Here is a 14,886-nt window from a genome sequence, read left to right on the forward strand (position 1 = left end):
CGAAAGGTATGCTTCCCACAAGATCTATCCAGCGATATCGTCGCTCAACCAAAATGCCTTACTACATTCCAGCCACGCCCGCGCGCTGTGCGACATATACACGCCTTCCCGCCAAATCATTCCCAGCTCCCAGCGCAGCTCGCTCTGTAATGGGATCCAGCAAAAGCTCCGCGGGTCGAGACGCTGGCAAATCGGTTCCGGCAAAATCGCAACGCCAATCCCTGTCTGCACCATGGCGGCCAGAAAATCCCACTGTCCGCTGCGCACGGCGATGCTCGGCTTGACGTCATGTTGAGCAAATAGCCGCATCAGCTGCTGGCTGAGGGCGAAATCCTCGTTGTAAATCACCAGCGGATACGCGGCGAGCGCTTCTGGCGACAATGACGCAATGCTTTCCCACTGCGCCGTCCTCGGCGTCAGCACGCAGAGCGGATGGCTGAACAGAGATAGCGTGGTCAGGCCGCTGGCCTCGTCAACCGGGAGCGCCGTCATGGCTAAATCCAGCTCGCCGTTGCTTACCGCTTGCTGCACGGTCAGCCCGCCAAATTCGGCGATTTTCAGTTCGACGCCCGCATAGCGCTGGCGAAAGCGGCTAATTGGTTCAGCCATCAGCATCCCGACCATCGGTGGGATGCCGAGGCGCAGCACGCCTTTATGCAGATGATTTATATCGCTTAGCTCCGACTCCAGCTGATGAAATTCGCCAAGAATAGCCTGCCCGCGCTCGAAAACCACCCTTCCGGTATCGGTCAGCAGCAGCCTGCGCCCGTCGCGGATCAGCAGGGTGCAGCTCAGCTCATCTTCCAGATTTTTTAGCATTTTGCTGATGGTGGGTTGCGTGACGAATAGTTTTTCCGCCGCGCGGGTAAAGCTTTGCTGGCGAACGACCTCGACAAAATAGCGCAGCGTTCGAATATCCATAATTATTCCCTGAGACTATACCTGTGATGATTTTAATTCATTTCTGCCGGGGCTGGCGGCTCTCTATACTGCCCGCCTGTCTTCTTTTTATGGAATGCCGCTCATGGCCTTTGCGCTGGCTCGCGTGACGCCTTGTATTATGCAACGCCTGCAGGTACCGGTTCAGGTCCTGATCTACGCCGGAGTGTTTGTCTGCGCTGAATATTTAGTTAACTGGCTGCATCTGCCGCTTCCGGCGAATCTGGTCGGCATGCTGATGCTGCTGGCGCTGATTGTTTGCCGCATTATCCCCCTAAACTGGGTACGGGCCGGCGCCCGCTGGCTGTTGGCGGAGATGCTGCTGTTTTTCGTGCCGGCGGTGGTGGCGGTCGTTAACTACGCGCAGTTGCTGATGGTTGATGGCTGGCGCATCTTTTTGGTGATTGGCTTAAGTACCATGATGGTGCTGGGCGCAACGGCGTGGGTGGTTGATAAAGTATATCGCTATGAAGTGAGCAGGATGAAACATGAGTGATTTTCAGCTAAGCGTCCTGTGTCTTCTGGTCACGCTGGGCCTCTATTTTTCCAACAAGCGGCTTTATCGTCGCTTCCATAAACTGCCCTTGATGCCGCTAGTTTTTACCCCGATTCTGCTGGTCATATTGCTGATTTTCGGTCATATCTCTTATCAATGCTATATGGGAGAGGCCCACTGGCTGCTGTGGCTTCTGGGGCCGGCGACGATCGCTTTTGCCGTACCGGTGTATGACAATCTGGCGATCATTAAGCGCCACTGGATGTCGCTGACTGCTGGAGTGACGACCGCATCGGTTGTCGCGGTCACCAGTTCGGTGTGGCTGGCGCGACTGTTTACCTTGCCCGATGAGATCCAGCGCAGCCTGGCGGTACGTTCGGTTACCACGCCCTTCGCGCTGGCGGCAGCCAAACCGCTGGGCGGCCAGCCTGATTTAGTCGCCCTGTTTGTCGTGGTTACCGGGGTATTTGGCATGGCGGTGGGCGATGTGCTGTTTCTGCGTCTTTCTATCCGCGAGGGGATGGCCAAAGGGGCAGGGTTTGGCGCGGCATCGCACGGCGCTGGTACCGCGCGTTCTTATGAGCTGGGGCCGCAGGAGGGCGTCATCGCCAGCCTGGTGATGATGCTTTCCGGGGTAGTCATGGTGCTGGCGGCGCCGTTGGTACGCTGGGCGCTGTTCTGACATCATTGAGCTCTTTTTGGCAGATGAGCCTGATGAGGGGTGATTTTTTGAATGCTTCTAATGACGAAGTTTAGCACTATGCGTTATTTTTCTTTTAGCGGTAATAATTCAATCAGTTGCGTGGATGATAGCATTTGGATGCGCTGGTGTTTTATTCTTAAATGTGTTCACGAATATTCTTAATGACTTTACGTTTTATTTGTAACTAAATGTGTCATTTTTGAAGGCATTTATTTGTTATTTGAATTTATATTAATTGTGATATTTTTTATGTGAATATGTGAGATTTATAATCACCTGATTTTATTTGATTATTTTTAAATTATATTTAATGGTTATTAATGTGAACTATTTATGATCCTGAAGGACACCTTATCTCATTCTTGAGGATTTCCCTGCGTTGAGTTATATTTGGGCTGTGAGCTTTTATTAATGAATGGATTCATGTGGAAGTAAAGCTCTTGTATTTTAGTGAATATAATGCAAGCGATTCATTCCCCTAAAATATACCGACGGTAGTTAAGTTGGTATCCAATCTCATTCGCTAATATATGCCCATAAACAATTGATGGATTGATTGTTCATCTGGATAAATAGGGGAATACAAATGAAAACCAATGTGAAAACGTTAGCTAAAATCCTGGCCTTATCTGCAGGATGCTCTCTGGTTGCAATGTCTCATGCGGATAACACCATAAAGTTCACCGGAACCGTTGCCGATACGACTTGTACCGCTACTATCGATAATGGCGTTACAGCTATTGAAATGGGCACTGTTTCGGTAGCAGATTTAAAAGCTAACACCTATAGCGCAGCAAAGAGTTTCTCTTTCACTTTGACCGGCTGCCCTACGGATGCTGGTGCACTGACTAAAGCCAAAATTACCTTTGGTGGTGAAGCAGATTCTTACAATAGTGATTATTTTAAAAACCAGGCTTCAGTGTCTCCAGCTACCAATGTTGCTGTCGCTATTTTTGATAACGCCGGAAATTTACAGAAGAACAATACCGAAGGTTCTGATGTGGATATTTCCACTGGCGAAGCCACCGTTCCGTTTACCGTAAAAATGGCTAAGTCTGGCGCCGCCGACCCAACTAAAGGTCCGGTAAGTACAACAGTAACTTATAACGTCACCTATTATTGATTAAGTGATAAATACATAAAGGGAAAGCAACTGCTTTCCCTGTTTGGACACGGTTATGAACAGATTATTATGCTTTTTCTTATTTTTTTTCTGCATTTCAGTATCGCAGGCGAGCGTGGTCGTTGGCGGTACGCGAGTTATTTTCGATGGAACAAAAAAGACCACGACGGTATCTGTTCAAAATAAAGATAATGTAACAAATATAGTGCAATCCTGGATCTCTATCGTTGATGATACCTCACCTGCGAAAGATTCATTTATTACTACCCCCCCTCTGTTCAGATTGAAAGCGGGCGAGCAGGGGTTTGTTCGCATTCTCCGCTCGGGTAAACCCCTGCCGGAAGATCGGGAATCTATGTTTTGGCTCAACGTTAAAGGGATTCCGGCCATGGACAACGAACCAGACAAAAACATGGTGCAATTTGCAATTAATTCCCGGATTAAGCTTATTTATCGGCCCGCTGCCCTAAAAAACGCGATTCCGGAAAATTTCTCTGAAAAACTGCGGTGGTCCAGTGAAGGAAGAGAAATCAAAGTGAAAAATAACTCTCCATTATATATGAATTTCTCCGCAATTTATATTAATGGCAAGGCGCTACCTGAGGCGTGGTTTGTCGCTCCTTATTCAACAATAAAAATACCGGTAGCAAGTGCAACTTCGTCTGGGAAAAGAGAAGTCACATGGAGTGTGATCAATGATTATGGTATGTCAGGGCCGAAATATACCGCCATCATCCAATAACGTAAGATGGAATCATGCATTTTCATTGAAAAGCAGCTATGTCGCCATCCTCTGCTGTCTTGGCGCACTTCCGTTATCGACTTCCGCTGGGGAATATTTTAATCCCCACTTACTTGAAGTCAATGAAACCGGCGCATCAGTCGTAGATTTATCCTATATTTCCCAGGCAAGCGTGCCTCCCGGTAAATATAACCTCGATGTCTATATTAACGAAAAATTTATTACCTCTGAATCTATCGTTTTTAAGCCGCAAAATGAAGGTGATGGCGCTTCTGCTCAGCCTTGTATCAGCGTAGCGCACCTGAAAGATTGGTCGATTAAAGTTGAAGACTACCCTGCGCTCACGGTGGCGGGCTCTGAATGCGCAAAATTGTCTGCGATCCCGGGATGGGAGACCTCGGTCTTGCTTCCACGCCAGCGAATCGATTTTACATTACCGCAGGTCGCCCTGCGGCACCGTCCGCAGGGTTACGTCCCGGAAAGCCTGTGGCAGCAGGGTATCACTGCCGGGCTGCTAAATTACAACATTTCCGGGCAAAAAACCGATCCGCGGCACGGTGGTGAATCGACATCCAGCCAGTTTGTCAGCTTGCAGCCGGGGCTGAACGTAGGGCCGTGGCGTTTACGCAATTACAGTACCCTTAATCATAATGAGGACGGCAACCAGTGGGACTCCGTCTATAGCTATATTTCTCGCGATATCCATGCCCTGAAAGGCCAACTGATATTAGGGCAGACTTATACTTCATCAGGCATCTTTGACAGCATTAGCTTCAGCGGTTTGCAGTTGAACTCTGATAAAGAGATGCTGCCGGACAGCATGAATGGTTTTGCTCCCGTGATAAAAGGGATCGCCCGTACTACGGCGGACGTTACGGTCTATCAGAACGGATACAGCATCTATAAAACCACGGTCTCTCCTGGAGCATTCGAGATAAACGACCTTTACCCCACCGGGAGCGCGGGCGATCTCTTTGTTAAGGTGAAAGAATCTGATGGTAGTGAACAGAGCTTTGTTGTGCCTTTTGCCTCGCTGGCGATTCTGCAGCGAGAGGGGCAGGTAGAATATGCTTTCAGCAGCGGGAAAACTCGCTCCGGAAGCTCAGGCGGAAAAGAATTCAATTTCCTGCAGTCTACCGTCGCCTGGGGGGCATTGAGCAACGTCACGCTGTACGGTGGTTTTCAGCAGCTGGAAGATAAATATAGCAATGCGCTGCTGGGGGCCGGGTTTAATCTGGGTTCTGTCGGCGCGCTCTCATTTGATGCTTCCCAGTCTTGGGCTGAGATAAAAGAAAACCCGGAAGCGGATAAAACCTCTTCCAGCGAGGGGCAGTCTTACCGCGTGCGGTTTAGTAAAGACTTTCCATTAACGGGAACCAACTTTTCCGTCGCAGGGTATCGCTATTCAACGCATGGTTATTACTCTTTGCAGAATTTCATCGATAACGCGACAGCTAATAGCAGCTGTTGTTCATCAAACGGGCGGACGAAAAATCGCTTTGACGCCTCGGCCTCGCAGATTCTCTCAGGCTTTGGTTCACTCTCCCTGTCGCTGGTAAGCGAGTCTTACTGGGATGATTCACGTATGGAGTCACTGGGTGTCAGTTACAGCAATACCCTTGGGCAGGTGTCATATTTCATCAACTACTCCTATAACCGAAATGTGCAAAGCTCCAGCCAGAACAGCGACAGTTCGCCATCCAGCGATAATATTATCTCGCTCACGGTGAGCGTACCGTTTGGCGCGAATACCTCAGCCAACTACAACATGAACAGCAGCCGGATGGGGGACACTACCCACAGCCTTGGTTTGAGCGGCGCGGCTTTTGCGGACCGATCTCTGAACTGGAATGTGCAGGAAGGGTACAACGCCAGCGACAAGAGCACCTCAGGCAACGTCAGCCTGAACTACCAGGGGTCTAAAGGCGAGGTGGCCGCCGGATATGGCTATGACAGCTATAGCTCTCACTATAATTACTCGCTGCGCGGCGGGATGCTCGCGCACTCCGGTGGAATAACGCTATCCCGTTATCTTGGAGAGAGCGTGGCGCTGATTGAAGCCCCCGGCGTCAGCGATGTGGCGGTACGAGGCCAGACCAACGTCATGACCGATTCCGCCGGATACGCTGTCGTGCCTTTTGTCCGGCCCTATCACGAAAATAGTCTCTCCCTTGATGAGCAGCAGGTCTCAGGAGCGGAAATTGATAACATCGTCAGAACGGTGGTACCGACGCGTAACGCTATCGTCAAGGTTAAATATGATACTTGGATTGGCTATAAGGCAATGATGACCCTGCGCTTTGGTAACAAAGAAGTGCCTTTTGGCGCGATCGTTTCACTGAGTGATGAAAGCCAGGATGCTAAAGAGAGCAGAAGCGCTATTGTGGGTGATGCCGGGCAGGTCTATCTGACGGGTCTACCAGAAAAAGGCCGCATGTTGGTGAAATGGGGCGATGAACAGAATTCCCAATGCCGTTTTAATTATGATTTTTCAGGCAATAAATCAACCGACGATATTATTTTTTATCAGGCGAACTGTCGATGAGTAATCTATGAATAGACACCCTATTTTAACGGCGGGAATGAAGTACGCTTCACGGGCGAGGAATATCGCTCTTTTGGTATTATGCTGTACTATTCAGCTCTTCGTGAGCGCTGCGGCCTGGGCCTATGATGCCAATAGCACCGTGAATTTTAATGTTACCGGCACGATAGAAGAACCCTCCTGTGAGGTGTCGATAAAACCGTCTGAAAATATCGACTTAGGTACGGTATCTTATCAACATATGACCGGAAAAGCGGGCGCTAATAGCGAAAACGTCCCTGTTTATCTTCAGTTTGAAAATTGCGCTCAAGGTACAGCCTCGGTCACTATTACCTTCAGCGGCTCGGGGTATGATAGTACTTATTCAATGATATATAAAAATGCCCAGACCGATAGTAGCGGAGCGAAAGGCGTTGGTTTACAGCTATTTAGCCTCAAGGATTCAAAGTCTCTGGGGCCAGGTGATCAATATATCTACACATTCAGTGACGGCGAGGGCGGTCACACTTTTGACATGATTGCCAGAATGTATACCCCCTATGGCCAGATAACTGCCGGGGGCGTAATTTATGCCGCGACATTTAATGTGTCTTACAAATAATGCATAACGTGCAGGGAAAGATATGTTTAAGACTATTTTATTACTACTGGCGTTAGGCTTCCCTATTTATGGCTGGTCATGCGATACGGGCACTAATTATGGCGATGTGTCGATGACGAATCTACCTGAAAAAATATTGATTAATGCGGGAAGCTACTCGGCAGGAACGATTCTTTATGATTCAGGGCAAATAACGCGTTCGCAAACCAGCGTGCTTAACTGTCAAAGGAATATATACGCTCAATTTGCATGGTCTTCCGGGAATATCGTCTCATCTGTTAGCGATGGAATATATTCGACTAACGTACCAGGTATCGGTCTGCGGGTAAAAGTGTGGTTAAATATTACCGGGGAATATAATGGCGATTCTGATGATTTTAATGCCGATTATAGCCAACATTATATCGGTGATGCAGACATGTATTTGGGAAAACCAACTGGATTTCTTGATAGTTGGGCCGGCACAAATTATACGCCAAAATATCAGCTGCAGCTGGTTGCTACTGGCGGAGCGATAGCCAGCAATAGCGCCCTGACGTTGAAGGACCCCGTCTCATCGGTTTCGATTAGAGATGGCAATAATACGATGGTTATTTCTCAACTGCACGTGAGCGGTACGACAAAAATCCAGCTGACGCCGATGGGCTGTACAGCGAGCACAACCGCGCTGAATTTTCCGATGGGCTCAGTTAACTCGAACGCGTTCAATCTCTCTGCTAAAGCCGGTTTTGCTCAGCAAACGCTTACCCTGAGCTGCGAGCCAGGAACCAACGTGACGATGCGTATTACGGCGACAGAAGCGGAAGGTGATAACCCTGATCATACCGTGATTGCGTTAACGCCTGGCGACAATGTCGCGACCGGCGTGGGGGTGCAGTTGAATATCAACGGCGCGCCGCTATCCGTAAACAATTCTACATACAGGGTCTTCGATGCCGTCAACAGAACGACGGTGACGAATCCAGGCGCAGAGTCTAGCTATACGATATTTTCTAACCCTGATAATCCGGGTGGCGCGGCGGCATCGAATTCATTAACGTTTACGACTAACTATTATAAAACCGGCTCTGAAATAACACCGGGAACGGCCAATGCCAGCGGAACGATAACCTTTAGCTATAATTAGAGTAAAGCGTTCCCCGACCATCGGGCCGGGGAACCGGTGTGATTAATGCGCCTGACCTTTCTCGATACCAATCCCGGTCTGCGAACGGATAAACTGGGCGCGGAACAGCTCGCGCTCGCGCGATCCTTCCGCGGAATTATCGGTTGCGGAGAAGAACCAGATACCGATGAAGGCAACGGCGATAGAGAACAGTGCCGGATATTCATACGGGAATATCGCCTTCTCGTGACCGAGGATCTGTACCCAGATTGTTGGGCCGAGGACCATCAGTATCACCGCGGTCAGCAGACCCAGCCAGCCGCCAATCATCGCTCCGCGGGTGGTCAGCTTCGACCAGTACATCGACAGGAGGATAATCGGGAAGTTACAGCTGGCGGCGATGGAGAACGCCAGGCCGACCATAAAGGCGATGTTCTGATTCTCGAACAGAATGCCCAGCAGAATCGCCACTACGCCAAGGATCAGCACGGTAATCTTCGAGACCTTCAGCTCCTGACGTTCGGTCGCGCCTTTACGGAACACGTTCGCGTACAGGTCGTGAGAGACCGCCGAAGCGCCCGCCAGCGTTAAACCGGCCACCACCGCCAGAATGGTAGCGAAGGCGACGGCCGAGATAAAGCCGAGGAACAGATTGCCGCCGACCGCGTCCGCCAGATGCACCGCCGCCATGTTGTTGCCGCCAATAAGCTGACCGGCCGCATCTTTGAACGCTGGATTCGCCCCCACCAGCATGATCGCGCCGAAGCCGATGATAAAGGTCAGAATATAGAAGTAACCCATAAAACCGGTGGCGTAAAACACGCTCTTACGCGCTTCTTTAGCGTCGCTTACGGTGAAGAAACGCATCAGAATATGCGGCAGGCCCGCGGTACCGAACATCAGCCCGAGGCCGAGCGACAGCGCCGATATCGGGTCTTTCACCAGTCCCCCTGGGCTCATAATCGCTGCGCCTTTCGGGTGGACCGCCATCGCTTCGCTGAACAGATTATTGAAGCTGAAGCCGACGTGCTTCATCACCATAAAGGCCATAAAGCTGGCGCCGAAAAGCAGCAGGACCGCTTTGATAATCTGCACCCAGGTGGTGGCGAGCATGCCGCCAAAGAGCACGTAGAGCACCATCAGCACACCGACCAGGACGACCGCAATGTGGTAGTTGAGGCCGAACAGCAGCTGGATAAGCTTACCCGCGCCGACCATCTGGGCGATCAGATAGAGCGCCACCACCACCAGCGAACCGCAGGCGGAGAGGGTGCGAATCGGCCCCTGTTTAAGACGATAGGACGCCACGTCGGCAAACGTATAGCGCCCGAGGTTACGCAGGCGTTCGGCGATCAGGAATAAAATGATCGGCCAGCCGACGAGGAAACCGAGCGAGTAGATCAGCCCGTCGTAGCCGGAGGTGTAAACCAGCGCGGAAATGCCGAGGAACGAGGCCGCTGACATAAAGTCGCCGGCAATCGCCAGCCCGTTCTGGAAACCGGTGATATTGCCGCCCGCGGTGTAGTAATCGCTGCGCGAACGTACGCGTTTTGACGCCCAGTAAGTGATATAGAGCGTCAGGGCGACGAATATCAGGAACATGATAATCGCCTGCCAGTTGGTCGGCTGGCGCTGTACCGCGCCGGTGATAGCATCCGCGGCATTGGCGGTAAAAGGGAGCGTGGCGGCGAGCGCCGTCAGGACTTTCTTCATGATGCTTTAACCTCGCTGAGAATGCTCTTCGTCAGCCGATCAAATTCACCATTTGCCCGCCAGACGTATATTCCGGTTAATACGAAAGAGATAACGATCACGCCGATACCAATCGGAATACCCCGGGTGACGCTGGTGCCCGCATGCAGCGGTGTGCCCAGCCAGCCAGGGGCGAAGGCGATAAGCAGAATAAAGCCCACATATATCACCAGCATAATCAGTGACAGGATGGCGGCAAACCTTTGCCGGGCTGCAACAAGCTCCTTAAAATGCGCACTATTTTCTATCCGCTGACAAATCTGATCGTTCATCGTAGCGTCTCCAGAGGTTCCCTTTTGTCATTCACGCGCCGGTCGTCGGCAACACTCATCCGCCCGGCAGCTAACTGTCGGGAATCAGCCTGTTTACCGCATTCCTGCTACCTGAAATCCTTCGGGAGTATGTATTTATGTCCTCTCCCCCGAAGGGAAGAGGGTGTAGGGGATCGGTTGGTTTACGATGGCATCGCGATGGCCTGCTTCTCTTCGAGCAGTTTTTCCACCACGCCCGGATCGGCAAGCGTTGAGGTATCGCCGAGATTACTGGTATCGCCCGCGGCAATTTTGCGCAGAATACGGCGCATAATTTTGCCCGAACGGGTTTTCGGTAAGGAATCGGTCCAGTGCAGCACGTCCGGCGTCGCCAGCGGTCCGATCTCTTTACGTACCCAGTTGCGTACCTCGGCGTAGAGCTCTGGCGTCGGTTCTTCGCCATGGTTGAGGGTCACGTAGGCATAGATGGCCTGGCCCTTAATGTTATGCGGAATGCCGACCACCGCCGCTTCGGCGATTTTCGGATGCGACACTAGCGCCGATTCAATTTCGGCGGTACCCAGACGGTGGCCGGAAACGTTCAGCACGTCATCGACGCGACCGGTGATCCAGTAGTAGCCATCTTCGTCACGGCGCGCGCCGTCGCCGCTGAAGTACATATTTTTAAAAGTGGAAAAATAGGTCTGCTCGAAGCGTTCGTGGTCGCCAAAAAGCGTGCGCGCCTGACCCGGCCAGGAGTCCGCGATCGCCAGGTTGCCCTCGGTCGCACCTTCCAGCGGCGTGCCTTCATTATCTACCAGCACCGGCTGGACGCCGAAGAAGGGACGCGTGGCGGAGCCGGCTTTTAGCTCGATGGCGCCGGGCAGCGGGGTGATCATAAAGCCGCCGGTTTCGGTCTGCCACCAGGTATCCATCACCGGGCACTTCTCGTTGCCGATTTTCTTCCAGTACCACTCCCAGGCTTCCGGGTTAATCGGTTCGCCGACGGAGCCGAGTATGCGCAGGGAAGAGCGGTCGGTACCTTCGATAGCCTTATCGCCTTCCGCCATCAGCGCGCGGATCGCCGTAGGGGCGGTATAAAGAATGTTGACCTGATGCTTATCCACCACCTGGCACATGCGCGCCGGGGTCGGCCAGTTCGGTACGCCTTCGAACATCAGCGTCGTCGCGCCGCAGGCCAGCGGGCCATACAGCAGGTAGCTGTGACCGGTGACCCAGCCGACGTCGGCGGTACACCAGTAGATGTCGCCCGGATGGTAGTCGAACACGTATTTAAAAGTCGAGGCCGCATAGACCAGGTAGCCGCCAGTGGTGTGCAGCACGCCTTTTGGCTTACCGGTGGAACCGGAGGTATACAGGATGAACAGCGGATCTTCGGCGTTCATCTCTTCAGGCTGGTGTTCCGCGCTGGCTTTCTCAATCAGATCGCTCCACCACAGGTCGCGCCCTTCCTGCCAGTCGATTTTGCCGCCGGTACGCTTGAGCACCACCACGTTTTCGATACTTTTGACGTTCGGATTCTTCAGCGCGTCATCGACGTTCTTCTTCAGCGGGATCGCGCGACCGGCGCGCAGCCCTTCATCAGCGGTGATCACCAGGCGGGAGTTTGAATCGATAATACGTCCGGCGACCGCTTCCGGCGAGAAGCCGCCGAAAATCACCGAATGGATAGCGCCGATGCGGGCGCAGGCCAGCATGGCCACCGCCGCTTCCGGCACCATCGGCATATAGATAGCGACAACATCGCCCTTTTTAATGCCGAGATCGAGCAGGACGTTGGCAAAGCGGCAGACATCGCGGTGTAGCTCGCGATAAGTGATGTTTTTGCTCTGGCTGGCGTCATCGCCCTCCCAGACGATGGCCGTCTGGTCGCCGCGCTCCGCCAGATGGCGATCGAGGCAGTTAGCGGCGAGGTTCAGCGTGCCGTCTTCGTACCATTTAATCGAAATATTGCCCGGCGCGAATGAGGTGTTTTTCACGCGCGTGTAGGGTTTCATCCAGTCAAGGATTTTGCCCTGCTCGCCCCAGAAGGCATCAGGGTCGGTGACGGACTGCTGATACTGCGCCTGGTACTGTTCCGGGTTAATCAGGCAACGTTCCGCAATAGTAGCGGGAATAGGGTGTTTATGTATTTGGCTCATGGCTTTTTTTCTCCTGTAGGTTGTTAAATATATGTCAAATAAACGTTAATAGTAGGGGCTTTGGCGGCTTTGTTTGCTATTTGGGGGGCAGATCACGCAATAAATAAATTGAATGAAAAGCAATCAAATGAAACTTTGAGGTGAAATAATTTCAGAAATGGATTTATAGAAATTGAATATATTAAATATTTTTTATAACAAATACTTATGCAACATAAGGTGGGGATATTAGCGGGTTTATGCATAAAATCAGAGTAAACCGCTGTTCTTAAAGACTTGCGCAGCATGCCGTGCAAATGATACTGATATTGCGCGTTAAATAACCCTATAAAGCAACGCAACACAATTCATACCCCTTTCAGTGGGCGCCATTACCTCCTGGAATGGTGCCTTTCATTGAGGAAGTCTGTAGTGAAGAAAAAAACAAAAGTCAGCCTGGCCTGGCAAATTTTGCTGGCCCTGGTGCTGGGCATACTTCTGGGCAGTTACCTGCATTACCACGCCGAAAGCCGTGATTGGCTGATCTCGAATCTGCTGACCCCGGCGGGCGATATCTTTATCCATCTGATTAAAATGATCGTCGTACCGATCGTTATTTCGACCCTGGTGGTCGGTATTGCGGGCGTGGGCGATGCGAAGCAGCTGGGCCGTATCGGCGCGAAAACCATTATCTATTTTGAAGTGATCACCACGGTGGCTATCGTGCTGGGGATTACCCTGGCCAACGTCTTCCAGCCGGGGAGCGGGATCGATATGTCGCAGCTGGCGGCGGTGGATATTTCAAAGTATCAAAACACCACGGCGGAAGTGCAGAGCCACGCGCATGGCCTGATGGGCACGATCCTCTCGCTGGTACCGACCAATATCGTGGCCTCGATGGCGAAAGGCGACATGCTGCCGATCATCTTCTTCTCGGTGCTGTTTGGTCTCGGCCTCTCCTCGCTGCCCGCCACCCACCGCGAACCGCTGGTTACGGTGTTCCGCTCTATCTCTGAAACCATGTTCAAAGTGACGCACATGGTGATGCGCTATGCGCCAGTCGGCGTGTTCGCGCTGATCTCGGTGACCGTGGCGACCTTCGGCTTCGCTTCGCTGTGGCCGCTGGCGAAGCTGGTGATTCTGGTTTACTTCGCGATCCTGTTCTTCGCGCTGGTGGTTTTAGGCATCGTGGCGCGGGTGTGCGGACTGAGCATCTGGACCCTGATCCGCATTCTGAAGGATGAGCTGATTCTGGCCTACTCTACCGCCAGCTCCGAGAGCGTGCTGCCGCGTATTATTGAGAAGATGGAAGCCTATGGCGCGCCGGCGTCGATCACCAGCTTCGTGGTGCCGACCGGCTACTCGTTTAACCTCGATGGCTCAACGCTGTATCAGAGCATTGCGGCGATCTTTATTGCCCAGCTGTACGGTATCGACCTCTCCATCTGGCAGGAAATTACCCTCGTGCTGACGCTGATGGTGACGTCGAAAGGGATTGCCGGCGTGCCGGGCGTCTCCTTCGTGGTGCTGCTGGCGACGCTGGGCAGCGTGGGCATTCCGCTGGAAGGTCTGGCCTTTATCGCCGGCGTTGACCGTATCCTTGATATGGCGCGTACCGCGCTGAACGTGGTGGGTAACGCGCTGGCGGTGCTGGTTATCGCCAAGTGGGAACATAAATTTGACCGCAAAAAAGCGCTGGCGTATGAGCGTGAAGTGCTGGGCAAATTTGATAAAACGGCGCAATAAAACAGCAGGCCCGGTGACATCGCACCGGGCTTTTTCTTATCGTTTACTGATCCTGTCGAACTCTTCACAGCCGGTATCAAACCCCTCCTGACAGCTGACGTTGAGCCAGTGCAGCGCTTTTTGCTTGTTCGGTTCGATAAAGCCTTTTTCTCCCTGCTGGAAAAGCATCCCGGCCCAGTACTCGGCGTAGCCGGTGCGGGAGAGGGCGGAGCTCTCTTTGAAATACTGCGTCGCTTTTGCGTCATCCTCCGGCGGATGAACGCCGCTGGCGTAGATCAGCCCCAGCAGCATCTGGGCATCGACGGCGGAGTCGCTTTCCGGATCCTGGGCGGCATGCTGTAACAGGGAGATGGCGTGCGGATAGTTCGGCGTACCGGCCTGCTGATTTACCAGCACCCGGGCGAGGACTATTTCTCCCGCCCTGCTACCCGTCTGGATGGATTTTTCCGCCAGCGCTTTCGCCTGGAGATAGTCGGCCTGCTGCGGGTTACGGATTTTGAGCTGGGCCAGCAGCGCCAGCGCATCGCCGTCGCCGTTGTCCGCCGCTTTCTGCGCCCAGTATTCGGCCTGCGGAAAATCGCCGAAGCTAACGTAGGTATCCGCCAGGTAATACTGCGCGCGCGGGTCGCCCGCTTCGGCCTGCGGTTTGTATTGGCTGCCGGGTTCCATGGCGCCTGCGGCGACGCTTGCCATCACCAGCAGTAAAAAGAGGTATTTCATTTTTTATTATCGGTAGAGGACA

Annotated in this window: 13 protein-coding genes; 8 read left to right on the top strand and 5 right to left on the bottom strand. The window is 52.4% G+C overall.

The window, feature by feature from the left end:
• Positions 1–24 precede the first annotated feature (24 nt).
• Complete coding sequence (locus tag CMQ96_RS16265; protein WP_024360200.1) at positions 25–921, bottom strand: LysR family transcriptional regulator; 897 nt, start codon at positions 919–921, stop codon at positions 25–27.
• A gap of 103 nt (positions 922–1,024) precedes the next feature.
• On the opposite strand from CMQ96_RS16265, the gene CMQ96_RS16270 reads away from it, so the two are divergent.
• From CMQ96_RS16270 to CMQ96_RS16300, 7 genes are all read left to right on the top strand, one after another.
• Positions 1,025–1,435, top strand: a complete 411-nt coding sequence (locus CMQ96_RS16270) for a CidA/LrgA family protein (protein ID WP_024360201.1) — start codon at positions 1,025–1,027, stop codon at positions 1,433–1,435.
• Positions 1,428–2,117 (top strand): LrgB family protein, encoded by a 690-nt coding sequence (locus CMQ96_RS16275; RefSeq protein WP_024360202.1) that lies wholly within the window; start codon positions 1,428–1,430, stop codon positions 2,115–2,117. Before CMQ96_RS16270 ends, CMQ96_RS16275 begins: the two co-directional genes overlap by 8 nt.
• Positions 2,118–2,724: 607 nt before the next feature.
• Positions 2,725–3,261, top strand: coding sequence for a fimbrial protein (locus tag CMQ96_RS16280; RefSeq protein ID WP_004137506.1), 537 nt, complete (start codon positions 2,725–2,727; stop codon positions 3,259–3,261).
• 55 nt (positions 3,262–3,316) lie between these two features.
• Positions 3,317–4,003: a fimbrial assembly chaperone gene (locus tag CMQ96_RS16285; protein WP_098067025.1), complete on the top strand. Its 687-nt coding sequence runs from the start codon at positions 3,317–3,319 to the stop codon at positions 4,001–4,003.
• Positions 3,957–6,548, top strand: a complete 2,592-nt coding sequence (locus CMQ96_RS16290) for a fimbria/pilus outer membrane usher protein (RefSeq protein ID WP_098067026.1) — start codon at positions 3,957–3,959, stop codon at positions 6,546–6,548. The genes CMQ96_RS16285 and CMQ96_RS16290 overlap by 47 nt, the downstream gene beginning before the upstream one ends.
• 7 nt (positions 6,549–6,555) lie before the next feature.
• Entirely contained in the window at positions 6,556–7,149 is a 594-nt protein-coding gene (locus CMQ96_RS16295) for a fimbrial protein (protein WP_004137499.1), read from the top strand.
• Between the two features lie 22 nt (positions 7,150–7,171).
• Positions 7,172–8,275: a type 1 fimbrial protein gene (locus tag CMQ96_RS16300; protein WP_098067027.1), complete on the top strand. Its 1,104-nt coding sequence runs from the start codon at positions 7,172–7,174 to the stop codon at positions 8,273–8,275.
• Positions 8,276–8,317: 42 nt separating this feature from the next.
• Here CMQ96_RS16300 and actP read toward each other — a convergent pair whose 3' ends face one another.
• The 3 genes from actP to acs form a co-directional block, all read right to left on the bottom strand.
• Complete coding sequence (gene actP, locus CMQ96_RS16305) at positions 8,318–9,967, bottom strand: cation/acetate symporter ActP (RefSeq protein WP_004137497.1); 1,650 nt, start codon at positions 9,965–9,967, stop codon at positions 8,318–8,320.
• A complete protein-coding gene (locus tag CMQ96_RS16310) occupies positions 9,964–10,278 on the bottom strand; it encodes a DUF485 domain-containing protein (RefSeq protein WP_004127871.1) in 315 nt (104 codons plus the stop codon). The genes actP and CMQ96_RS16310 overlap by 4 nt, the downstream gene beginning before the upstream one ends.
• A 182-nt stretch (positions 10,279–10,460) precedes the next feature.
• Entirely contained in the window at positions 10,461–12,419 is a 1,959-nt protein-coding gene (gene acs, locus CMQ96_RS16315) for an acetate--CoA ligase (protein ID WP_004137496.1), read from the bottom strand.
• Positions 12,420–12,830: 411 nt separating this feature from the next.
• Here acs and gltP point away from each other — a divergent pair, with 411 nt between their 5' ends.
• Positions 12,831–14,144, top strand: coding sequence for a glutamate/aspartate:proton symporter GltP (gene gltP, locus CMQ96_RS16325; RefSeq protein ID WP_004109428.1), 1,314 nt, complete (start codon positions 12,831–12,833; stop codon positions 14,142–14,144).
• A 36-nt stretch (positions 14,145–14,180) separates the two neighbouring features.
• On the opposite strand, the gene CMQ96_RS16330 is transcribed toward gltP, so the two are convergent.
• Positions 14,181–14,864: a tetratricopeptide repeat protein gene (locus tag CMQ96_RS16330; RefSeq protein ID WP_024360207.1), complete on the bottom strand. Its 684-nt coding sequence runs from the start codon at positions 14,862–14,864 to the stop codon at positions 14,181–14,183.
• Positions 14,865–14,886: the final 22 nt, after the last annotated feature.

It is taken from the genome of Klebsiella sp. MBT K-1 (genome assembly GCF_002556465.1).
Taxonomy (GTDB): Bacteria; Pseudomonadota; Gammaproteobacteria; order Enterobacterales; family Enterobacteriaceae; genus Klebsiella; species Klebsiella grimontii.